Source organism: Halarchaeum salinum, from assembly GCF_039520965.1.
GTDB classification, from domain to species: domain Archaea; phylum Halobacteriota; class Halobacteria; order Halobacteriales; family Halobacteriaceae; genus Halarchaeum; species Halarchaeum salinum.
The window spans coordinates 36,949-58,923 of record NZ_BAAABL010000059.1; the positions used below are offsets into that span (position 1 = coordinate 36,949).

Annotated in this window: 21 protein-coding genes; 12 read left to right on the forward strand and 9 right to left on the reverse strand. The window is 68.0% G+C overall.

The features are described from left to right. Positions 1 to 24: 24 nt before the first annotated feature. Positions 25 to 945 carry an arginase gene (rocF, locus tag ABDZ36_RS10240; RefSeq protein WP_211312189.1) on the reverse strand — a complete coding sequence of 307 codons (921 nt, stop codon included), beginning with the start codon at positions 943 to 945 and terminating at the stop codon, positions 25 to 27. 115 nt (positions 946 to 1,060) lie between these two features. On the opposite strand from rocF, the gene ABDZ36_RS10245 reads away from it, so the two are divergent. Both ABDZ36_RS10245 and ABDZ36_RS10250 read left to right on the forward strand, forming a co-directional pair. Beyond that, positions 1,061 to 1,618, forward strand: coding sequence for a metal-dependent hydrolase (locus ABDZ36_RS10245; protein ID WP_211312188.1), 558 nt, complete (start codon positions 1,061 to 1,063; stop codon positions 1,616 to 1,618). A 59-nt stretch (positions 1,619 to 1,677) separates the two neighbouring features. Further along, positions 1,678 to 2,421, forward strand: coding sequence for a hypothetical protein (locus ABDZ36_RS10250; RefSeq protein WP_211312187.1), 744 nt, complete (start codon positions 1,678 to 1,680; stop codon positions 2,419 to 2,421). Between the two features lie 42 nt (positions 2,422 to 2,463). Here ABDZ36_RS10250 and ABDZ36_RS10255 read toward each other — a convergent pair whose 3' ends face one another. The 3 genes from ABDZ36_RS10255 to ABDZ36_RS10265 form a co-directional block, all read right to left on the reverse strand. Further along, positions 2,464 to 3,678 carry a tubulin/FtsZ family protein gene (locus ABDZ36_RS10255; protein WP_211312186.1) on the reverse strand — a complete coding sequence of 405 codons (1,215 nt, stop codon included), beginning with the start codon at positions 3,676 to 3,678 and terminating at the stop codon, positions 2,464 to 2,466. A 3-nt stretch (positions 3,679 to 3,681) separates the two neighbouring features. Next, positions 3,682 to 4,860 carry a tubulin/FtsZ family protein gene (locus ABDZ36_RS10260; RefSeq protein ID WP_211312185.1) on the reverse strand — a complete coding sequence of 393 codons (1,179 nt, stop codon included), beginning with the start codon at positions 4,858 to 4,860 and terminating at the stop codon, positions 3,682 to 3,684. Positions 4,861 to 4,950: 90 nt separating this feature from the next. Beyond that, positions 4,951 to 5,142 carry a hypothetical protein gene (locus tag ABDZ36_RS10265; protein ID WP_211312184.1) on the reverse strand — a complete coding sequence of 64 codons (192 nt, stop codon included), beginning with the start codon at positions 5,140 to 5,142 and terminating at the stop codon, positions 4,951 to 4,953. A gap of 438 nt (positions 5,143 to 5,580) precedes the next feature. Here ABDZ36_RS10265 and ABDZ36_RS10270 point away from each other — a divergent pair, with 438 nt between their 5' ends. The 6 genes from ABDZ36_RS10270 to ABDZ36_RS10295 are packed head-to-tail and all read left to right on the forward strand — an operon-like array spanning position 5,581 to position 13,196. Continuing rightward, positions 5,581 to 7,044 (forward strand): NADH-ubiquinone oxidoreductase-F iron-sulfur binding region domain-containing protein, encoded by a 1,464-nt coding sequence (locus tag ABDZ36_RS10270; RefSeq protein ID WP_343749303.1) that lies wholly within the window; start codon positions 5,581 to 5,583, stop codon positions 7,042 to 7,044. Continuing rightward, the gene (locus ABDZ36_RS10275; RefSeq protein WP_211312182.1) at positions 7,045 to 7,974 is read left to right on the forward strand and encodes a 2Fe-2S iron-sulfur cluster-binding protein; all 930 of its coding nucleotides are present in this window, start codon (positions 7,045 to 7,047) and stop codon (positions 7,972 to 7,974) included. Further along, positions 7,971 to 10,250, forward strand: coding sequence for a formate dehydrogenase subunit alpha (gene fdhF, locus ABDZ36_RS10280; RefSeq protein ID WP_343749304.1), 2,280 nt, complete (start codon positions 7,971 to 7,973; stop codon positions 10,248 to 10,250). The genes ABDZ36_RS10275 and fdhF overlap by 4 nt, the downstream gene beginning before the upstream one ends. After that, positions 10,251 to 10,976, forward strand: a complete 726-nt coding sequence (locus tag ABDZ36_RS10285; RefSeq protein ID WP_211312181.1) for a helical membrane plugin domain-containing protein — start codon at positions 10,251 to 10,253, stop codon at positions 10,974 to 10,976. Between the two features lie 3 nt (positions 10,977 to 10,979). Beyond that, positions 10,980 to 12,908, forward strand: coding sequence for a molybdopterin oxidoreductase family protein (locus tag ABDZ36_RS10290; RefSeq protein ID WP_211312180.1), 1,929 nt, complete (start codon positions 10,980 to 10,982; stop codon positions 12,906 to 12,908). A gap of 51 nt (positions 12,909 to 12,959) precedes the next feature. Next, positions 12,960 to 13,196, forward strand: coding sequence for a CDGSH iron-sulfur domain-containing protein (locus tag ABDZ36_RS10295; RefSeq protein ID WP_211312179.1), 237 nt, complete (start codon positions 12,960 to 12,962; stop codon positions 13,194 to 13,196). 9 nt (positions 13,197 to 13,205) lie between these two features. On the opposite strand, the gene ABDZ36_RS10300 is transcribed toward ABDZ36_RS10295, so the two are convergent. Together ABDZ36_RS10300 and ABDZ36_RS10305 are read right to left on the reverse strand one after the other, a co-directional pair. Further along, positions 13,206 to 13,874 carry an AIM24 family protein gene (locus ABDZ36_RS10300; RefSeq protein ID WP_211312178.1) on the reverse strand — a complete coding sequence of 223 codons (669 nt, stop codon included), beginning with the start codon at positions 13,872 to 13,874 and terminating at the stop codon, positions 13,206 to 13,208. Between the two features lie 195 nt (positions 13,875 to 14,069). Then, positions 14,070 to 14,990, reverse strand: a complete 921-nt coding sequence (locus tag ABDZ36_RS10305) for an NAD-dependent epimerase/dehydratase family protein (protein WP_211312177.1) — start codon at positions 14,988 to 14,990, stop codon at positions 14,070 to 14,072. Positions 14,991 to 15,117: 127 nt separating this feature from the next. Between ABDZ36_RS10305 and ABDZ36_RS10310 the strand changes: the two genes are divergently transcribed. The 3 genes from ABDZ36_RS10310 to ABDZ36_RS10320 all read left to right on the forward strand — a co-directional run bounded on the left by ABDZ36_RS10310 (position 15,118) and on the right by ABDZ36_RS10320 (position 17,925). Next, positions 15,118 to 15,651 (forward strand): Rrf2 family transcriptional regulator, encoded by a 534-nt coding sequence (locus tag ABDZ36_RS10310; protein WP_211312176.1) that lies wholly within the window; start codon positions 15,118 to 15,120, stop codon positions 15,649 to 15,651. Between the two features lie 100 nt (positions 15,652 to 15,751). Further along, a complete protein-coding gene (locus tag ABDZ36_RS10315; RefSeq protein WP_211312175.1) occupies positions 15,752 to 16,918 on the forward strand; it encodes an NAD(P)/FAD-dependent oxidoreductase in 1,167 nt (388 codons plus the stop codon). A gap of 95 nt (positions 16,919 to 17,013) precedes the next feature. Continuing rightward, a complete protein-coding gene (locus ABDZ36_RS10320) occupies positions 17,014 to 17,925 on the forward strand; it encodes a DMT family transporter (RefSeq protein WP_211312174.1) in 912 nt (303 codons plus the stop codon). Here ABDZ36_RS10320 and cdd read toward each other — a convergent pair. The 3 genes from cdd to ABDZ36_RS10335 are packed head-to-tail and all read right to left on the reverse strand — an operon-like array spanning position 17,922 to position 20,240. Then, positions 17,922 to 18,314, reverse strand: coding sequence for a cytidine deaminase (gene cdd, locus ABDZ36_RS10325; protein ID WP_211312173.1), 393 nt, complete (start codon positions 18,312 to 18,314; stop codon positions 17,922 to 17,924). The genes ABDZ36_RS10320 and cdd overlap by 4 nt on opposite strands. A 57-nt stretch (positions 18,315 to 18,371) precedes the next feature. Next, a complete protein-coding gene (locus ABDZ36_RS10330) occupies positions 18,372 to 19,730 on the reverse strand; it encodes a phosphohexomutase domain-containing protein (RefSeq protein WP_211312172.1) in 1,359 nt (452 codons plus the stop codon). Between the two features lie 36 nt (positions 19,731 to 19,766). After that, a complete protein-coding gene (locus tag ABDZ36_RS10335) occupies positions 19,767 to 20,240 on the reverse strand; it encodes a DUF5793 family protein (protein ID WP_211312171.1) in 474 nt (157 codons plus the stop codon). 108 nt (positions 20,241 to 20,348) lie between these two features. On the opposite strand from ABDZ36_RS10335, the gene ABDZ36_RS10340 reads away from it, so the two are divergent. Beyond that, positions 20,349 to 21,974, forward strand: coding sequence for a type II/IV secretion system ATPase subunit (locus ABDZ36_RS10340; protein WP_211312170.1), 1,626 nt, complete (start codon positions 20,349 to 20,351; stop codon positions 21,972 to 21,974). The last annotated feature ends 1 nt before the right edge of the window (position 21,975 follow it).

Below are 21,975 nucleotides of genomic sequence, written 5' to 3' on the forward strand. Positions count from 1 at the left end.
CGTTCGCGGTGTGGGGGCGAAGAACTAGAGCGTGCGTTTGCCGAGCGCGCTCGCGGCGAGTTCGGCGGCGATCTCCGCCGTTTGGTTCGAGCGATCGAGGATGGGGTTGACCTCCACGAACTCCATCGAGCGGAGGACGCCCTCAGCGGCGTCACGTTCGGCGACGGCCTCCAGCGCCCAGTGGGCCTCGCGGTACGTCGCGCCGCCACGGACCGGCGTCCCGACGCCGGGCGCTTCGTTGGGGTCGAGCCAGTCGAGGTCGAAACTGACGTGGATCCCATCGACGCCGGTGCTTGCGACGTCGAGGGCGTCCTCGACGACGTCACTGATCCCGCGTTCGTCGATATCGGACATCGTGAACGCCGTGACGTCGCTCTCGTTGATCGCGCAGCGCTCGTCGGCGTCGATGTCGCGGAGGCCGACGTAGGCGACGTTCTCCTCGCGGAGGCCCGGGGCGTTCGCCCACTCGAGGTCCGCAAAGGAGCCCTTGCCGAGCGCGGCGGCGACCGGCATCCCGTGGACGTTGCCCGACGGGCTCGTCTCCGGGGTGTTGAAGTCGCCGTGCGCGTCGAACCAGATCGCGCCGATCTCGGCGTCGCGCGACGACCCGGCGAGCGAGCCGATAGCGACGCTGTGGTCGCCGCCAAGGACGAGCGGAAAGGCACCCTCGCTGAGCGCGCCCGCGACGGCGTCGGCGAGCGACTGCGAGACCTCGCGCGTTTCGCGGAGGAAGTTCGCCCGGCCCGTCGCGGGCGTCTCGCGGTTCGGGTCGCGCTCCTCCGCGCGCGGGACCGCGAGGTCGCCAACGTCGGTGACCGCCGCGCCGGCCGCCTCGATCCCGGCCGCGAGGTCCGCGTAGCGAATGGCCGATGGCCCCATGTCGACGCCACGCCGGTTCGCACCGTAGTCAGAGGGCGCACCGATGATCCGTACGTCTCGTGTCATACGTCGGCTGACGGGCGGATGCGTGTTAAAAAAACACGGTCTCGAGCGGAACTAATCTGAATCCTGCATCTGCTGTGAGGAAATTTAAGTTCGGCTACGCCGAAAGACGGGGTGAATGGAGACGCGCGGACACCTCGGTGTCGTATTGACAGTGATCACGAGCGGAGCGATCGTCCTCCTCGGGGCGGACCTGATCGCGCCGACGCTCGCGACCGGTGCAGCGCTCGCCGGCTGTCTCGTACTCGGGGCGTGTTGTGCGCCGCTCCCGAACGCGCTCGAATCGCTCACGGGAACGCGTCATCGCGGGTATCCACACAGTATCCTCGCCCCGGTCGCGTTCGCGCCGGTGTGCTACCTGCTCGTGCTCGGCGTGGGCACACAGGCCCGGACGGTCGTCGGGACGGCCATCGGCACGGCGACGTGGGGGGCGATCGCGCTCGGCGTCGCCGGGACCGTCGGCGGGTCGTGGCTCGTTCACATCGCCGTCGACGGCGCGACGCACGGTCGCGATCGCTTCGTCCTCCGGCCGTTCGCGCCCGTCTCCGACCGGTCCGTCGCGGTCGGACTCTTCCGGAGCGACTCCCCCATCGTCAACGCGAGCGCGCTGCTAGTCGGTCTACTCATGACCGCGCTGCTCGGCGTCGTCTTCTGTCTGCGCGCGTTGCTCGGGTAGCCGCTCGCGCCGCCGGCGAGTCGGGAGAGTAATGACCGCCCCGGCGATAGCAGCGGACGATGGGAACGTCACCGGACCTCTTCGCCGCGGTGCGGATCGACCTTGCGCGGCTGCTGGCCGCCTGGCGCGACCTCGCCTTCGACCGGCCGATGGACGAGTACGCCGCCCGCGGGTGGCAACCAGCCAGCACGCCAGCGCGCCTCGCGTACTGGCTCTGGAGCGCCGTGGGTGCCGTCCTGATCGCCGTCGGCTACCCGTTCGTCGTCCTCGGGTTCTGGATCCGCTACGTCGCCCACCAGCTCGATCGCATCGTCACCGGGCTCGGCGTCCTCGTGATCGTCGGCGTCGTCGCGCTCGTCTGGGGCGGATTGAGCGCGCTCGCGTGGAATCGCCTGCCAACTGCGGGGTTCCGCGCCGTCCTCGCCGCGAGCGTCGTCGCCACGGTTTCCGTCGGCCTCTGCTGGGCGTTCGCACGCCACCGCTCACGCGCCCTGACGCTCATCTTCGCGTACCCCTTCGGCGTCGCGGCCGTCTTCCTCCCGCCGGTGACGGCCGCGCTCTTCTCGCCGACACTCGGAAACGTCGTCCTCCCCGGCAGCACATCGCTGGCCGCGTGGCTCCTCGACAACGTCCTCGGCGTCGCGGGACTCGCGGCGACGATCAGAGCACAGTTCGACCTCGCCGGGTTCGCGTTCGTCGGGATGTGGTTCGGGTTCGCCGTCCCAATCGGCTGGGCGCTCGGCCTGCTCGTCACGCTAGCCGACACCGTCCGACCACAGGAACGAGAACCGCGACGGCGGTGAACGAACCCCGCGGCGGTGATCGCGGAATCGACCGATCGGTCGCTACTCGGCGGCGTCGGACGGCGGGGCCGTCTCATTCCCCGCGACTTCCTCGGCCTCTTCGATCTCGTCAGTATCCTCCGTGACCGACGACTCGTCGCGGCTGTCACGCTCGTCGTCGGGTGTCGCCTGCACGCCGACCGCCCGCTGCTGGAGGGCGTCGATCCGCGGGACGTCGGTGACGTTCGAAAAGAGGACGACGGCCTCGAGGGTCGACGAGCGTGGGCGCGGGTCGTCGCCAGCGAGGATCTCGACGGTGTCCGCCTCTGCTTCGAGCCACTGGCGCGCGCTCTCGAAGCCGCGTCGCGAGAGCTCGCTCGGCGGCCCGGAAAGCACGACGAGCGCGCGCTCGGCGCTCGACACCTCGGCGGGGACCGTGAGCCGCGTGTTTGCGGCCTGGCGAACGAGAGACTTCACCTTCGCCGCGTCGGTCGCCTCGTCCTCGTCGTCGCTGCTACGGCTGAAAAATGCCAGTAGCCGGGCGAACAGGCCCCGTTCGTCCGGTTCGACGTCCGTCGACGCGTAGCCGATGGAGGCGATCCCACCGGGTTCGAGCGTGCGGATGAGGTCGCTCGAGTCCATCGCGTTCTCGGCGACTGCGGACGAGTCGAGTTCGCCGGCGGCGAACAGCGTCGCGACGCGCGTCGCCAGCGCGCGGATCTCGGGATCGTCGTCGCTTCCCGGTTCGCCCGGCCACGTTTCGCGGTCGAAAGCGAGCGTGCTGTCCGCGGTCGGCACGATCGAGCGGAGCGAGCGCGCGGCGTTGAGCGCCGCGTGATCGCCGTCGTCGTCGTCCGGGAGAACGCCGAGGACGTAGAGCGGTTCGTCGTACAGCCCCTGGAGTTCTTCGACGAGCACCGAGCCGGCACCACCGCCGGTGGCACTGCCGAGGTCCGCGACGACGAGCACGCCGTCGGACTCGTGGATCGCGATCGAGTCGAGGGCGCGCCGAAACTCGGGCAGGTCGTTCTTCGTGACGTCGACGGCGAGCTCGAGGTCGCCCTCGACGCCGTCCGCGGTGACGCGCTCGTGGGTGTCGCCGAGGAGGACGCGCTGGTCCTCCGGCACGGCGTCGAACCCGTCGGCTGGCGTCCGAGCGATGTCGCAGACGAGCGCGTTCCCGCGGGTGAACGCCCGCCCGGTGTCCGCCTCAACTTCGAGAATACGATCGACCATTCGACTCCCGACCGAGCCGACGCCGACGAGTGCGAGCTTCATCGACTAGACGACGGGGTCGAGGTCGTTGTTGTCGTCCGTGATCAGGTCGTTGATCTGCTCCTCACGCACCGCCTCCTGCTCGGCGATTTTCTCCTGTGCGTCGACGGCCTGGTTCTGGATCTCGTCGATCCGCGGTGCCTCCGTGACGTTCGAGAGGAGGACCGCGGCGGAGAGGCGAGGTGAACTCTCGCGCGGGTCGTCGCCGACGAGCACCTCGACGGTGTCGGCCTCCTGTTCGAGCCACTGGCGCGCGCTCTCGATCCCCTTCCGGGAGAACTCGCTCGGCGGCCCGGAGATGACGGCGAGCGCACGGTCCGCGCTCGACACCTCTCCCGGGAGCGTCAGCCGGGAGTTGACGGCGCGCCGGACGAGTCCCTTGATCTTCGTCGCCTGGCTCCCGTCGTCGCGGTTGACGCGCTGCGAATCGGAGCTCCAGCGATCGAGGAGGCCCTCGGAGGACTCCTCGACCTGCGTCGCGGCATAGCCGATCGAGGAGATACCGCCGGTGTTGAGCGTGCGGATGATGTCGCTCGAGTCCATCGCGTTCTCGGCGACGTCGGAGTCGTCCGTCTCGCCGGCCGCGAGCAGCGTGACGAGGCGCGCCGCGAGCTCGCGGTTCATCTGCTCGTACCCCTCCTCGATGGTCTGTTCGCGCGCCCGCCACGCGTCGTTGTCAAAGCCGATGAAGTTGTCCACCTTCGAGACGAACGACTGGAGCGAGCGCGCGGCGTTGAGCGCCGGCCGCCCGCCCTCGTACTCGCCAGGGAGGACGCCGAGGGCGTACACAGGCTCGTCGTACATCTCCTGGAGCGCGTCGATGACGACCGGGCCGCCACCGCTCCCGGAGCCGCCACCGAGGCCGGCGACGACGAGGATCGCGTCCACCGTGTGGATCTCGACGTCGTCGAACGCGCGGCGGATCTCGTCGAGATCGGCCTTCGCGACCTCCGCGCCGACCTCGACATCGCCGCCGACGCCGTGGCCCTTCGCCTTCTGGTTCGTGTCGCCGATCAGGACGCGGCGTTCCTCGGGGATGTAGTCGGGCTTCGCGAGGTCCGTGCGCGCGGTGTTGATGGCGTGAACGTGACGACAGAGGTTCCGGTCCGTGCGGGACTCGAACTCCAGCATTCGGTCCACGATCTTGCTACCGGCGTTCCCGACGCCGATCGTAGCGAGCTTCATAGCTATCGTATTCCTTGAACTCGTCACGGACAGATAAATCCGCTGTGTGTTTCGGTGACTCGACCGTCGAAGTCGGGGACGGGGCGGCGTTCACCAGCGCCGGAGGTGACGGGCGCGACGCCGGTGTTTGTACTGGGCGATGTAGAAGACGACAGCGGCGAAGGCCATCAGTGCGACGCTCGCGGCGACGACGATCGCCCCGGCGAGTGCGTTCCCGCCGACGATGACTCGCGCTCCGGTGGCAACGGCGACGGGCGCACCGAGGAACGCGTGGAGGAACACGGTAGAACCGAGACAAAGCCCGAAGCAGCCGACAACGAGTAATACCAGGGAGTACGACCCACTGCGCATCAGCACTTGCTCCGTTCGTCCGACGCCGTCGAGCGGGGCATGTCATATCGCCAAAGCATCGTCGCACCTTGACGCGAGGCGACGGCATAACCCTCCCGGTCATCGGGACGGCGGAATCACGGTGGCCGGGTGCCGATACGTCAACAGCCACGGGTCGGATGACCCATGGAATCCTTCCTCACTCCGCTGAATCTCCTCGCCGGCGTGTGGGGGGACCGCGACGAACACGCGGAACACATTTGCAAAGGCCGTCGGTTTCGCGCCGTACGAACCCGCTGACGCCCCCGCGATCAGGAAGGGGCAGATGGGAACGGAGCGGGTAACTATTTTTGCCTGGGATGAGAACCCCTAGCCGAATGGTGACACGTAGTGACTAATCTGTCCGAACGAACGACCGTGCTCCGCGTCGCCGGAGCGGACGCCGCGGCCCTGGTCGACGGCGTTGAGCGCGACGACGTCCCGGTAGTCGCGGTCGGTTCGACTGGGGTCCGCGCGCTCGAACCCCTCGTCGTCGCGACCCACGAGGGCGCATCGGCGTTCGTCACGAACGCGGACGCCGACGCCGTTGTCGCCGCTGCCGATGCACTCGGCGATGGGGCGCTTCCCGACGGTGCGGACGCGCGCGTCGAGCACGACGAGACCCCAGATACGCTCCCGGTCCCGTCCCTCGACGGATTCACGGACGACCGCAGCGTCCTCGCGCGCTGTGGCTGGACCGACCCTCGCGATGCCGACGACTACGCGAGCACAGTCGGCTTCAGCGACGCCGACGCCGATGCCGTCCTCGACGCCGCCGAGGGCTTGTGCGGGCGCGGCTGGGGCGACTGGTGCGCCGACGAACCGTACGCCGACCTCTGGGCCGGCGTCCGCGAGCGCGACGGACCGACCTCCGTCGTCGTGAACGCCCACGGCAACCCCGGTGACGCCCTCCTCCTGGAGAGCGACCCGTACGCCGTGCTTGACGGTGCGAGCGCCGCTGTGCGCGCCGTCGACGCCGACTATCTCTATCTCTATGCAAGCGAGGCCGACGCGGCCGCCCTCGAACGGGCGCGCGACGCCGCCGAGGCCCGCGACTACGGCGTGCCGGTTGAGGTCGTCGCCGGCCCCGACGCGTATCGCGCCGCGGAGCCGACGATGGCCATCGAGGCGATTGAGGGCAACCACCGGCTGGAGGCGCGTCTGCGCCCGCCGGGCCCCGAAGTCGAGGGCGTCTACGGCAATCCCACGATCGTCCACACCGCGCGCACGTACGCGCGTCTCGCCGGTGTGCTCCGCGATGAAGCCCCGGAGACGCGCGTCGTCTCCGTGACGGGCGACGTGGACGCGACGACGACGGTCGAACTCGTCGAGACGGACACGGTCGCGAGCGCGACGGCCGCGGCGGGCGTTGAGGACTTCACGGCCGCCTGCGTAGGCGGGAAGTTCGGCGGGATCACGACGGACCTCGACGTCGGGCTCGCCCCCGACGCGCTGCACGAGGCCGACCTCGGAACTGAGGGAACCGTCGAGATCCTGGGCGAGGATCGCTGTCCGGTCGCGTTCGTTGGCCAGCGGGCCAACGTCGCGGCCGAGACGAACTGCGGGCGCTGCGTGCCCTGCCGCGAGGGGACGACGCAGCTCACCGAGAAGCTCCGCGACGTCTACGACGGGACGTACGACGAGGGCGGGATGACGGAGCTGATGGGTGTGATGGAGTCGACGAGTATCTGCGCGTTCGGGCGCGACGTCCCCCGCACGGTGCGAACGGCGATGCGGGAGTTCGACGACGCGTTCGAGGCGCACGCCGCCGGGGACTGTCCCAGCGGCACCTGCGCGGTTGGAGGGACACAGTAGATGAGCTCGGAACACGCGGAGAGACCGGACGTACCGCCACTGACGGAGACGATCGTGCCGGGGACGGCGACGGACCCGGACGTGAAGAGTGCTGAGGAGGCGACCGTGACGGTCGACGGCCAGGAGGTCGCCGTCCCGGAAGGATCGACGGTTATCGAGGCCATCGAGGCCGTCGAGACGGAGGAGAACGTCCCCGCGCTCTGCTACTACGATCGGGACAGCCCCGAAGCGGAGAAGATCGGTCCGCGCAGCGAGTGTCGGACCTGCATGGTCGAGACCGATGAGCACGGGATGGTGCCGTCGTGCAGCTTCCCGGCCGAGGACGGCCTCACCGTCTCGACGGCCGACGAGGACGCGACGGAGGCCCGGGACGTCAACCTCGATCTCGTTCTCTCCGATCACAACCTCCGCTGTACGACCTGCGGGAAGAACGGCCGCTGCGAACTGCAGGACGCCTCCATCGAGAACGACGTCGTCGAGCCGCGATACGGCGTCTTCGACGATCGCGAGGCGTACGAGCCCCTCGACGATTCGAGCGACTTCATCCAGATCGACCGCAACAAGTGCATCCTCTGTAACCGCTGCGTCGAGGCGTGCAACGACGTGCAGGTCGAGGGCGTCCTCCGGATGGAGGGCCACGGTAACGACACCCGTATCGGCTTCCAGAACGGCTCGGAGACGATGGAGGACTCGACGTGTGTCTCCTGTGGACACTGCGTGACGGTCTGCCCGACGGGGAGCCTCGTCGAGCAGGGCATCACGGACGCGGCGACGATCCCGCTGCCCGGCTTCAGTCAGAAGAACTCGATCGGGAAATCCCTCGAGAGCACGGGCAAGGAGCAGAAGGGGCCGATGACGCGAATGAAGCGCGACGAACCCAAGGATCTGCCGAGCGAGGAGCCCGACGAGAACCCCGGTGACTGGCTATGAGTAGTAACAACGAGCAGAAGGAGGGCGTGGCTGGCTTCATGCAGCACGCCAAGGAACAGGCGAACCGGAACGTCGAGCATTTCGCGGAGGGGATGGCCGCCGGCGCGATGCCGGAGGGCAAGCTCTTCGACATCGCCCAGCAGATCAGCGATAAGCGCCTGGGCGAGCTCACCGTCGACAGCACGACCTGCGGATACTGTGCCGTCGGCTGTCGATTCGACGTCTACACGGACGGCGAGGAAGTGCTCGCGACGCGCGCGGCCGACCCCGAGGAATCCCCCGTCAACGACATCTCGACGTGCGTGAAGGGGAAGTTCTCCTACAACTTCGCGAACTCCGAGGAGCGCCTCACCGACCCGCTCGTCCGCGACGAGAACGGCGAGTGGCGCGAAGCGAGCTGGGACGAAGCCCTCTCGCGCGTCGTCGAGGGCTTCCAGGACATCATCGACGAGTACGGCAACGAGGCCATGAGCGTCATCGCCTCCTCGAAGGCGACGAACGAGGAGAACTACCTGATGGGCAAGTTCGCCCGCCAGGTGCTCGGGACGAACACGGTTGATAACTGCAACCGCCTCTGTCACTCCTCGACGGTCGCCGGTCTTGCCAAGACGTACGGCTACGGCGCGGCGTCGATCAGCGTGAAGGACTTCGAGGAGGCGGACCTCATCTTCCTCACGGGATCGAACACCACCGAAGCCCACCCCGTGCTCGGCACGCGCGTCAAACAGCACGTCAAGGAAGGCGGCGACCTGATCGTCTTCGACCCGCGCGAGACGCAGATCGCCGAGTACGCAGATCAGTACACCGAGATCCGCCCGGGCTACGACACCGTGTGGATCAACGGCGTCACGCGCTACATCATCGAGAACGACCTCTACGACGAGGAGTTCGTCGAGGAACGCACCGACGGCTTCGACGACGTCAAGGAGGCGGTTGAGGAGTTCACCCTCGACTACGTCGAGGAGGTCACGGGTGCACCCGCGGAGGAGATCGTCTCCGCCGCGGAGACCATCGCCGAGGCCGACCGGGCGGTCTTCGGGTGGACGCTCGGGATCACCGAACACTCCCACGGAACGGACAACGTCGCGGCGCTCGCGAACCTTGCGGCCATCACCGGGAACGTCGGCAAGCCCGGCACCGGTGTCTCGCCGTTCCGCGGGCAGAACAACGTGCAGGGCGGCGGCGGTGACATGGGCCCCCTGCCGGACAACTTCCCCGGCTATCAGAAGGTCGCCGACGACGAGGTCCGCGCGAAGTTCGAGGACGCGTGGGACTGCGAGATCGACGCCGAGCGCGGCTACTACACGACGGAGATGTTCAACGCCTTCGACGACGGCCCGCTCGAGGGCATGTACTGCATCGGCGAGAACCCCTCGCTCTCCGAGCCCGGCAAGAAGCACGCCGACGAGGTGCTCGAGAACATGGAGTTCCTCGTCGTGCAGGACCTCTTCATGAACGAGACGGCGAAGTACGCCGACGTCGTGCTCCCTGCCGTCTCCTTCCTCGAGAAGGAGGGTACCTTCGCGAACACGGACCGGCGCGTCCAGAAGGTCAACCAGGTCCTCGAGAAGAAGGGCGACGCGAAGGCCGACTGGGAGATCCTCCAGGCGCTCGCGAACCGTATGGGCCGCGAGTGGGAGTACGAGAACACGAACCAGATCAACGAGGAGATGCGTTCGCTGACGCCGATCTACGGCGGTATCAGCCATGAGCGTATCGAGGAGAACGGCGGCATCCAGTGGCCGTGCTGGGACGAGGACCACCCCGGCACCGAGCGCCTCTACACGGAGGAGTTCAACACCGAGAACGGGAAGGCGAACCTCACGCCGGTCGGCTACGCGGAGCCGATGTCGCCGCCGACCGAGGAGTTCCCGCTCACGCTCACCACGGGCCGCGTCCTCTACCAGTACCACACGGGGACGATGACGCACCCCGAGGAGGGCATTATGAAGTACAACGATCGGGACTTCGTCGAGATCAACCCGGACACCGCCGCCTCCTACGGCATCGAGAACGGCGACCCGGTCCGCATCGAGTCCGACAAGGGCGAGATCGTCGTCACCGCGCAGGTGACCGAGCGCATCGGCGAGGACGCGGTCTTCGCACCGATCCACTTCGCCGAGACGGCCGTCAACACCCTCACCGACTCCGAACGCCTCGACCCGGAGGCGAAGACGCCGGAGTTCAAGGCGACCGCCGTCCGCATCAGCCCCGTCGAGGGCAAGCAGTCGACGAGCCGGCCGGGGAGTGTCGAGCCCGCCCGGGGTGACGACTAGATGGCCCAGCCGGTTCGGGAGGTCCCCGAGGGCGCGACGAACACGGAGCCGGAGCGACCGCAGGAGGGCCGCGAAGCACTCGAAGCCGTTCTCGAGGAGTACGGCGGCGACTACGCGGATGCCGCCGAGTACACGGACGAGCTGGAGAGCGTCCTCGAAACCGCGATCCTCGTCATCTCCAGTGCGGACGACGAGGAGGTCGATTACGTCACCGAGTCGATGGTGACGCTCGTGCAAGCAGGCGACGCCATCAGCAACGAGGGGACCGTCGCGCTCGCGGAGTCGTTCGGCGAGAACTCCGGGCAGTTCGCGGACCTCCTCGACGACGTGGTTCGTCTCCAACAGCAGGGCCATCTCACGATGTTCCTCGAACTCGCGGGAACGCTCGCGGAGCCGCTCGACGAGGATGACGCCGAGCGCCTCGCGAACACCGTCGGAGAGAACGCAGAAGAGCTCGCGGATGTCCTCGACGACCTGATGGAACTGAAGCAGGCCGGCCAGCTCGACGCGCTCCTCGACCTCGCGTCGACGTTCTCGGCACTCGAAGCCGACGAGACGACCGCGGACGCCCTCAACGACGTCCTCGGGGCCGTGGGCGAGGCCGAGGAGGAATCCGAGCCGATGGGGCTCTTCGGCGCGATGCGCGCGATGGGCAGCAGCGACGCCCGCGCGGGTCTCGGCTACGTCGTCGAGATACTGAAGGGGCTCGGACGCCGTAACGCCTAGGTGATGCAAGAGGCGGGTACGAACGAAGCGACCGAACGACAGGAGGCGACGGACGCGACCGTCTGTCCCCTCTGTGCCGTCGGCTGCCACCTCGCGCCGGCCGACGAGGACGACGCGATGCGTGGTCGGGCACGCGGCGTCGCCGGCCCCGCGAACCCGAACGGACGGCTTTGCGCGAAAGGAATCAACGCCTTCGAGAGCGTCGGCGACGAGGATCGACTCACCGAGCCGCTGGTCCGCGAGGACGGTGAGCTCGTGCCGACGGACTGGGCGTCGGCGCTCGATCGTGCCGCCGCGGGCCTGCGCGACACTGCGGACGCACACGGTCCCGACTCGCTCGCGTTCCTGGGCGCACCGCACTGTTCGAACGAGGAGAACTACCTGTTGCAGAAGCTCGCGCGGACGATGGGATCGAACACCGTCGACAACCGCGCGCGCCTCTGTCACGACAACGCCGCCGCGGCGCTCGCTGAACGTTTCGGCTATCCGGCCTCGACGCTCGGTGTGGACGAACTCGCCGAGAGTGACCTCGTGCTCGTCGTCGGCGCGAACCCGGCCGTTCAGCAGCCGGTGGCGTTCAACGCGTTCGTCCGCGGCGGTGACGCCGACGTCGTCCACGTCGACCCACGGGCGAACGAGACGACGCGCGCGGCGGACGTCCACCTCGCGCCCCGGCCGGGGACGGACGCGCTGTTCTTCCACGCCGTCGCCGCCGAACTCCTTGACGCCGGCTCCCACGACGAGTCGTTCGTGGCCGAGCGTACCACCGGTTTCGAGGCGTATCGCGAATCGCTGGCGGACGTGGACGCCGTGCAGGCCGCCGCGGCGACCGACGTTCCAGTGGATGACGTCCGCGACCTCGCCGAGCGGATCGCCGCGGCGGACGGCGTCGCGATTATCGCCGGCACGGGCGTCGAGGCGGACGACGGTGCGACAGCGCGCGCGCTCTGCGACCTCCTCTGCCTCACCGGCAGCGTCGGCCGACGTGGCGCGGGATTCGCCCTCTTCCGCGGGCTGAACAACGAACAGGGCGCGACGGACGTCGGCTGTCGGCCGGACGAGCTTCCGGGACACGCTGACCTCGACGATCCCGCGGCCCGCGCGCGCATCGCGGACGTCTGGGACGTCGAGGTATCCGAAGAACCCGGATTGAACGAGAAGGAGGCGCTCGCCGCGTTCGGCGAGTCGATCCGCGGCGCGCTCGTCGTCGGCGAGAACCCCGCCATCTCGAAGCGTGACGCTGACTGGACGGCCGAGCGCCTCGATGCGCTCGACTCGCTCGTCGTTCTCGACGTCTACGAGACGGAGACGACCGCCCACGCGGACGTCGTCCTCCCGGCCGCCGTCGGCGTGGAGAAGTCGGGGACCGTCACGAACCTCGATCGACGGGTGCAGGCGCTCACCGCCGTCGCCGACCCACCGGGCGACGCACGCCCGGATTTCGAGACGCTGTGCGACCTCGGCACTCGTCTCGTTGGCGACGGCTTCGACTACGACGACCCGCGTGAGGTCTTCGACGAACTCCGCGCGGTGAGTCCGGTCCACGCCGACGTCACGGTCGGCGAGCGGTGGGGCGACGACTACCGCGACCGTTTCGCCACGCCGGACGGCCGTGCCGCCTTCGAGCCCGCCGAAACGGACGCTGAAGTCGACGACGAGGGACTCGCGCTCGTCGTCGGCTCGCGCGCCGGCGGCTTCGGTGCGGCCGATACGACCGCGGACGACCTGCTGCATCTCAATCCCGCCGACGCCGACGCGCTCGGTCTCGTCGAGAGTGACGCCGTGGTCGTCCGCGGCGACGGGGACAGTATCGAGACGAGCCTCACCGTCGAGGACGGCGTCCGCGAAGGCGTCGCGTATCTCCACGCGGACGTGGCCGATCCGCTCGTGCGCGCCGGGACGGCGAGCGTCGAGGTCGAGAAGCGGACGTGACGACGCGGCCGTAGCGCCGGCGTCTTGTGGCCGCGTCGCCTTTCTCGTCGTATGTCCCGCCTCGTCGAACGCGACGCGCACGGCCCGCTCACACTCGACGCCGACGACGTCGACCCCGAGAAGGGCGATGTCGCTGTCTGTCGCTGCGGACTCTCCGACGACCACCCATTCTGCGACGGATCGCATCGCGCCACCGAGGACGAAGCGTCCGACGAGACGTACTGCTACGACGACGACGGCGAGCGCCGCGTCGTCACGGACGTCGTCTGCGAGGACGACGAGAACTGAAGGCGGCTGTCAGGCCTGCGGCCCGAGTTCCTCGTAGGGCTGGACGACGACGAAGCCGCGTTCGCCCTCGAAGACGAGTTGATAGCGCTCGTCGGACGAACTGCCGACGAGGTCGCTGAGGCTCCGATTCGACTCGACGCTCGGGGAGAGGTCGCGGCTCCACGCGACCGTCGCCTCGGGGTCGGTGCGGACGGGCGGCGTGAGCACGAGCGGGTCGCCGTGGGTCGTGATCGCGACCGTCCCCGGTCCGGAGAGGAAGACGTTCGTCAGGCCGGCGGCCGACGCGCCGCCGAGGCTCCCGGTGACGCCGATCTCGTAGGAGACACGGTCCTCGAAGGCGAGTACGTCCGTGCCATTCACAGAGATTGCTTCGTCGTCGTCGAGGCTGAGCAGTTGGATCTCCTTGCCCTGATCGGCGACGTAGAGATGCCCCTGCCCCGAAACCTCCATCACGGGTGTTCCTTCGCTGGTCGTTTTCTCCTTCAGGAAGCCTGTGAGACCGCCCTCGGCGGACGACTTCCCCGAAAAAGAGAGGTCGCCGTCGAAGGCGACCATCGCGCCGGCCTTCGTGATCACGGAGCCATCGACCGCGATGTCGAGGAGTTTGCCGTTCTCCAGTTCGAAGCGTTCGCCGGTCTCGTCCGGTTTGTTCGCCGTGACGAACTCGTCGAGTTCCATGGACATTGTCGGTATCCGAGCCGTGGAGGGCTCTCACATGGGACATCGCAGGGAGGGCACAAAAAACATTAGCTGAAAACGGGGGGGGTCGTGTTCAGATCGGTGGATCGAGCGCGTTCAAGACCGAATACCACAAGAGCGGACGTCCATCGACGTCCGCCCCCTCGAATCCGATGCCGCACTCGTCCGCCCGGCTCAGTCTGACCGGTACGGTTCGCAGACCATCTCGACGCCGTCCTCGAAGTCGATTTCGGGCTCCCAGCCGGTCGCCTCCTGAATCTTCGAGATGTCGGCTTTCGTATGATAGACATAGTTGTCGATGGGGACGGGTTCGTACTCCGGTTCGACGTCGGTATCGAGTGCGTCGTTGATTAGCGCCACCATCTCGTTGAACGAGTAGCTCTCCCCCGTCCCGAGATTGTAGACGCCGTCGAGACGCTCTTCGGCGGCGCGAACGAGACCGGAGACGATGTCGGAGACGTGCGTGAAGTCGCGGGTCTGCGAGCCGTCGCCCCAGAGGACCGGCGACTCCCCCTCGGCGATTTTCGCCGCGAACTGCGAGACGGTGTTTGCGTACTGGCCTTTGTGCTCCTCGGCACCACCGTACCCCTGGTAAACCGAGAAGAAGCGCATTCCCGCGAGCGACACCGCATCGTAGAAGTTCGAGTAGTACTCCGCGTATCGTTCCCGGCCGAGCATCGAGGCGTCGTAGCCGGTCGCGGCCTCGACGTTCATGTCCTCCGGGCAGGGCTCAGTTTGGCTCCCGTAGATCGAGGACGTTGTCGCGTAGACGAACGTCTCACAGCCGTCGGCGCGCGCCTGCTCGACGATGTTGATGAACCCCTCGACGTTCACGCGTGCGCCCTGCCGCGGGTTCTCCTCCAGCATCTGTCGGGAGGAGAGCGCGGCGAGGTGAAAGACCACGTCGACATCCGTCGGGAGGTCGTCGTCGAGGACGTCGGCCTCGACGTATTCGACGCCCGCGTCGAGGTTCTCCGCCGTTCCGAGATACCCGTTGTCGAGTGCGATGACGTCGTTGTCGGCGGCGAGGCGATTCGCGAGGTTCGATCCGATGAAGCCTGTGCCGCCGGTGACGAGGACACGTCGATCGTTCATACGCGACTGTTGGTGTCGGCCGGTGAAAACTTCCCGGTGTTCGTGGGCCGAACGAGGCGGGGGCGCTGTATTCCCCGGGGGGTACGTATTCGGGGGTTTTATGCGCGCGCCAGCCCTACGATCGGCAATGTCATCGATCGAACTCACGCCGAGTCAGAAGACCATTTTGCGGGCACTCGTGGATCTCTATACGCAACAAGACGGGGCGGTGAAGGGCGAGGACATCGCGGAGGAAGTCGATCGGAACCCGGGGACGATCCGCAACCAGATGCAGAGCCTGAAAGCCCTCCAGTTGGTCGAGGGTGTCCCCGGTCCGAAGGGGGGGTATAAGCCGACCTCGAACGCGTACACGGCCCTCGACGTTCAGGAGCTCGATTCGGCCGCCGAGGTACCGGTGTACCACAACGGCGAGGAGGACGAGGACGCGAACGTGCAGGAGATCAGCCTCACGAGCGTCCACCATCCCGATCTCTGTCGCGCGGAGATCCACCTGCGCGGGAGCGTCCGTGACTTCCACGAGGGGGATGCCGTGACCGTCGGCCCGACGCCGCTCTCGAAGCTCGTCGTCGAGGGAACGGTCGACGGCAAGGACGACACGGGGAACGTCCTCATCCTGAAGATCGATCGGATGGAGGCTCCCGCGGAGCCGACCGAGCACTGAGACGGCCCCTTCGATCGCCTGCGACTCGGCGGTTCATTTCGACCCTTCTCTCTCGTCGCATTCCAAAGGCTTTGTATTCCCGGCCAGCACAGCGTACGACATGGCAACCAGAGTCGTCGTTCTCGGTGCTGGCTACGCGGGTGCCGGGGCGATCAACTCGCTCCAGAAGCACCTCCCGGAGCGCGTTGAGCTCATGTGGGTCGCGGAGAACGACTATCACTTCGTCCTCCACGAGTCCCATCGCATCATCCGCGATGCGGGCGTGCAGGACAAGCTCACCATCCCTGTCGGCGAGATTGCCGACCCCGGGACGGAGTTCATTCAGGGCGAGGTCGTCGACGTGGATGTCGATGAGCGCGTCGTCGAGCTCGCGGACGACTCCACGGTCGAGTACGACTACGTGCTCGTCGCGATCGGCTCGGAGACCGCAACGTACGGGATCGAGGGGATGGACGAGTACCCCCTCACGCTCAAGAGTCGCGCCGACGCCCTCGAAATCCACGAGCAGGTCCGCGAGGCCGCACGCGACGCGACGCGCGACGACCCCGCACAGGTCGTCGTCGGTGGGGCCGGTCTCTCCGGCATCCAGTCGGCCGGTGAGGTCGCGGAGTTCCGCGATAAGAACCACGCCCCGATCGACGTGACGCTCGTCGAGGCGCTTCCGGAGATCTTCCCGCCGGGCAACCCGGAGGTCCAGGGCGCGCTGCGCCACCGCCTCGAGGGCCGCGACATCGACATTCTCACCGACGACCCGATCACGGCCGCGACGGCCGACCACATCGAGTTCGACGAGCGCGACGACCTCGACTACGACGTCTTCCTCTGGACGGGCGGCGTCACCGGCCCCTCGGAGCTTTCCGACGTCGACCTGGAGAAGGAGCACAACCGCCTGAAAGCCGGGTCGAACCTCCGTACTGAGGACGATCGTGTCTTCGCCATCGGCGACAACTCGCTCGTCGATCAGGGCGAGAACCCCGCGCCGCCGACCGCGCAGGCCGCCTGGCAGGCCGCGGATGTCGTCGGTAAGAACATCGCCGCCGCGATCGAGGGCCACCCGCTCACGCGCTGGACGTACGAGGATCAGGGGACGCTCATCAGCATCGGCGAGGAGGCCGTCGCCCACCAGGTCTCGTTCAACGGCATCGATAGCCCGATCGAGACGTTCGGCGGCCCCGCCGCGAAGAACCTGAAGAAGGCCGCCGCGGCCCGCTGGATCAACAAGATCACCGGCCCGAAGCGCGTCGTCGACGCCTGGGGCGTGCTGTAAGCCCTTCACGACCCTCGGGAGGTGGCAGTCAGTCTTGTTCCCCTCGCGTGCCGCTTCCGATAGCTGAAAACCCCGCCCGGTCGTAGCGACGTGGCGTGTCACGGAACCGGACCGTCGCCCTCTTCGCGTACGTCGCACTCGCGTGGGGTGGCTCCTTCGTCGCGATCAAGATTGGTCTGAACGCTCTCCCGGACGCACCCGTCTTCTTCGCGTCCCTCCGCCTCCTCATCGCTGGCATCATCGCCGTTCCCGCGGCCGCGATCCTCGCGGGCGACGGCGACCGGTGGCTCCCGCGCTCACGAAGCGACCTCCTCGTCGTCGGCTTCGGCGCGCTGTTCATCACCGGCGGTGCGAACGCGCTGCTCTTCGCCGGCCAGCAGTACGTCACGAGCAGCGTCAGCTCCGTCCTCTTCAGCCTCAACCCCGTCATCGCGACGGCGCTCGCGGCGTTCGTCGTCCCGGAGGACGACCTCTCCGCGAGCCAGGGTGTCGGCGTTCTCCTCGGTATTCTCGGCGTCGTCGTCATCGCACACCCCGACCCGAGCCAGTTCGGCGGCTCGCACGCCGTCGGCGAACTCTTCTTACTTGGCGCTGCCGTCTGCGTCGCCGTCGGGAGCGTCGGGAGTCAGCGCTTCCCGGCGGACATCGATACGGTAGCGAGCACGTCGTGGGCGCTCCTCTGCGGCGGGGTACTCCTCGCCGTCACGGCGTGGCTGCTCGGCGAACCGCTCACCCTCGCAGCCGCGGGGCCGACGTTCTACTGGTCGCTTGCCTACCTGGCGGTCGTCGCGACCGCCGTGGCGTACGTCGCGTACTTCTCGCTCATCGCCGAGATCGGCGCGGCCCGAACGACGCTCGTCTCCTACTTCGTGCCGATCGTCACCGCGGTCGTGAGCGTCCTGTTCCTGGAGGAGTCCCTGACACTCTCGCTCGTCGGGGGGTTCGCGCTCATCGTCTGCGGGTTCGTCCTCGCGAACCGCCGGGTTATCGCCCGGATACTCGCCTAGTCGAGGTCCGCGGCCGTGATGGTGTCCGGGATGAGGTCGCCGAGCAGGTGGCGCGTCGTCCCGTCGCCGGTGTCGCAGAACACGGGAAAGTCGTCGTCGCAGAACTCGACGAGGGTCTGGCGACACATCCCACAGGGGGTCAGGCCGTCGCGGGACGCGGACGTGACGGCGAGCGCATCGAACGCGTCGTGACCGTCCGAGATTGCGTTCCCGAGCGCGACCTCCTCGGCGTGGAGGCTGTTCGAATAGTTCGCATTCTCGACGTTACAGCCGACGTACACCGTTCCGTCCGCCGTCCGGAGCGCGGCCCCGACCGGGAAGTCGGAGTACGGTACGTGGGCGTTCTCGCAGGCGTCGCGGGCGGCGTCGATCAACGCGTCAACGGCCATACGTGCGATTCGTTCGGCACCGACAAAAGCGCCGCGTGGCGGCACGCGATTCCGTGACTACGTCGCGTCCGCGATCGCGTCTTCGACGACCGTCCGGACGTCGTCGACGAGGGCATCGACGTCCTCACTCTCTGCGTAGAGCCGGACGTACGGCTCCGTGCCGGACGGACGTACCAGCGTCCACGCGTCGTCGGGGAAGGTGAGACGGACACCGTACTCCGTCGAGACGTCGGCGTCGGGGAATGCCGCCGGGAGGGCGTCTCCGAGCGCGTCCATTATGGCAGGCTTCGCGTCGTCCGGGCACTCGACGGAGAGCTTGCGGTACGGCCGCTCGGTCACGGGGTCGCGCAGGGCGTCGAGCCCGCCGGCGTCCGCGATGAGGCGCGCGAGCACCGCCGCGGAGGCGACGCCGTCGATCCAGCCGCCGAAGCGCGTGTGGATGTGCTTCCACGGCTCGGCCGCGAAGACGACGTCACCATCCGCGTCGCGCGCGCTCGCGATCCCCTCGTGGAGCGCGCCGAGACGAACGCGCTCGGTCCGCCCGCCGGCCGCGCGGACGCGCTCGTCGATCCGCCCGGAGGCGTTCGGCGTCGTCACGACCATGGGATCGGCGACGTCGCTCGCCCGCGTGTAGTGTTCGGCGAGCACCGCGAGCACGGTGTCCTCGTGGACGACCTCGCCATCGCCGTCCACGACGACGATCCGGTCCGCGTCGCCGTCGTGCGCGAGCCCGACGTCGACGTCGTCGGTATCGGCCACGAACGCCCGGAGATCGCGCACCGTCTCCGGCGTCGGCTTGCTCGGTCGGCCCGAGAAATGCCCGTCCACGTTGGCGTTCAGCGCGACGACGTCCGCGCCGAGTTCGCGGAGGGTCTGCGGGACCGCGCGCGCGGCCATCCCGTTCCCGCAGTCGCACGCGATACGCAGGCCGTCGGGGGGCGCACCGTGTCCGCGCGCGTAGTCCACGACGGCTCCGCGGTAGTCGTCGATGACGTCGAGACGCTCGCGCGCCCCCCACGCGTCCCACGCGACGGGGAGCTCCTCGTCATCGACGCGCGCCTCGATCGCCGTTTCGGCCGCGTCGCCGTACTCGACGCCGTCCGCGAAGAGTTTGATGCCGTTGTCCGCCGGCGGGTTGTGCGAGGCGGTGAGCATGACGCCGTGGCGGCCGCGCGAGGCCCACGCGAGCGCGGGCGTCGGAACCTGCCCGACGAGTCGGACGTCGACACCGGCGGATTCGAGGCCGGCGGCCATCGCGGCTTCGAGGGCGTCGCCCGTCTCGCGACCGTCGCGGCCGACGACGAACTCGGCGGTGTCGGCGTGCAGACCGGCGGCGCGACCGACGGTGAGGGCGAGATCCGGCGTCACGCGGCTCCGTGCGCTCCCGCGGATGCCCGCGGTGCCGAAGAGGTCCATAGCGGACGTGGTGGTGCCGTGAAGAAAGAATTACCGTCAGAGCTCGACGCCGCCGGGGATGAGGCTGCGGCTGCGAAGGAGGTCGCCGTCCTCGCTGTAGACGAGGAAGGTCTCCTTCGCGTAGGTGCGCACGGGCTCGCCGTCGACGGCGATGACGACGCGATAGCCGCCTTCGGCCGCGTCGGTGCGTTCGCCGTACGCGCGTGCGGCTCGAACGAACCGGAGCACGTCGTCGGCGTCCTCGTCGAGTTCGAGGAGGAGACCGCCCGTGACGCGGTCGGTGACGGCGACGACGCCGGTCGTCGCGGGATCGTCCGGGTTGCCTTGGAGGCGGAGCGTCACGTCGGTCTCGTCGGCATCGAGAGCCACGTCTTCGGGGCCGGTGAGGCGTTCGTCGAGATCGGTGCGTGAGCCGTCGAAGTCGATGGTGACCGTCGGCCGTTTCGGGTCGCCGCCCGTCTCCACCCACTCCACGTCGCTGACGTCGAGCGTGAAATCCTCGCGCCGCATCTGAGTACGTTCTACGGTACGGTATCCCACGACTTGAACGTGACGCCGCGAGTCCCCGTGCGGACAGCTTTTTACCCGATGGCGGTGTGTTTGTCGGGTAGAGTCCCGATGTCCAGCCAGCTTCCCGACTCGGTCTCGGGCCGCGTCGAACGGTTCCGGTGGCGTCTCGCTCGAACGGTCGAGATGCTGCGCGGTTCGACGGTCCCGGCCGAGGACTATCGCCCGTCGGTCCACGATCCATTGGTCACGTTCGACGGCCTCGACGGGTACGAGGAGGTGGATCGCTACTGGGTCAACGCCCCGTACGCATTCGTCTGGGTTGGGTACAACGACGCGGAGAACGAACACCGCTATCACGTCGTCGAGCCGGCGTTGGACGACGTCGAGCGCGAACTGCTCTCGAACCTCTTCGCCGACGTCCGCGACACGCTCGTCTACGACGCCGAATACGACCCCGAGGAAGCAGAATCCGTCCTCAGAGAGCAGACCAGCGAGCTCTTAGCGGAGTACGGCGCGGACGTCTCCCCGGAGACCTTCCACCGCCTCTTTTACTACCTCTACCGGGCGTTCGAAGGGTACGAACAGCTCGATCCGGTGATGCACGACGACCACGTCGAGGACATCTCCTGTGACGGCTACGAGATCCCGCTGTTCGTCTACCACGACCGCTACACGGACATCGAGACGAACATCTCCTACGAGCGCGACGAGCTCGACAACTTCATCGTCCGCCTCGCCCAGCAGTCGGGACGACACATCAGCGTCGGGGACCCCATGACGGAGACGACGCTCCCGGACGGCTCGCGCGCCGAACTCGCCCTCGGCGAGGAGGTCACCCCGCGCGGCTCTGCGTTCACCATCCGCCAATACTCGGAGGAACCCTTCACGCCCGCGACGCTCGTCGACTACGAGACGTTCGACCTCGACCAGATGGCGTATCTCTGGCTCGCCATCGAGTCCAACAAGAGCCTGTTGTTCGCGGGCGGCACCGCCTCGGGGAAGACCACCTCGATGAACGCCGTCTCGATGTTCGTGCCGCCGCGCTCGAAGGTGCTCACCATCGAGGACACCCGCGAGCTCACCCTCTATCACGACAACTGGCTCTCCTCCGTGACGCGCGAGAGCCTCGGGGACAGCTCGGACATCACCATGTACGACCTGCTCCGTTCCGCGCTACGACACCGCCCCGAGTACATCATCGTCGGCGAGGTGCGCGGGGAGGAAGCGATGACGCTGTTCCAGGCGATGAACACGGGGCACACGACGTACTCGACGATGCACGCCGACAGCGTCCAGACGGCGATCAATCGGTTGGAAAACGACCCGATCAACGTCCCGCGGGCGATGATCCAGAGCCTCGACATCCTCTGCGTGCAGACGTTGACGTACGTCGGCGACGAGCGCGTCCGGCGCAACCGCGTCATCGCCGAGATCGAGGGGATCGATCAGCGGACGGGCGACCTCGACTACTCGACGGCGTTCGAGTGGGAACCGGGCAGGGATCGCTTCGTCCAGCAGGACAGCGCCGTCCTCGACGAGATCCGCGACGACCGCGGGTGGGGGCGCGCCGAGCTCCTCCGAGAGCTGCGCAACCGCAAGCGCGTCCTCCGCTATCTCGTCGAACGCGACGTCACGGACTACCGGGAGTTCACCGCGCTGATCAACGAGTATTACGCGGACCCCGAACGGGTCGTCGAGCGCGTCGATCGCCACCTCGACGGCGACGCCGAGTGAC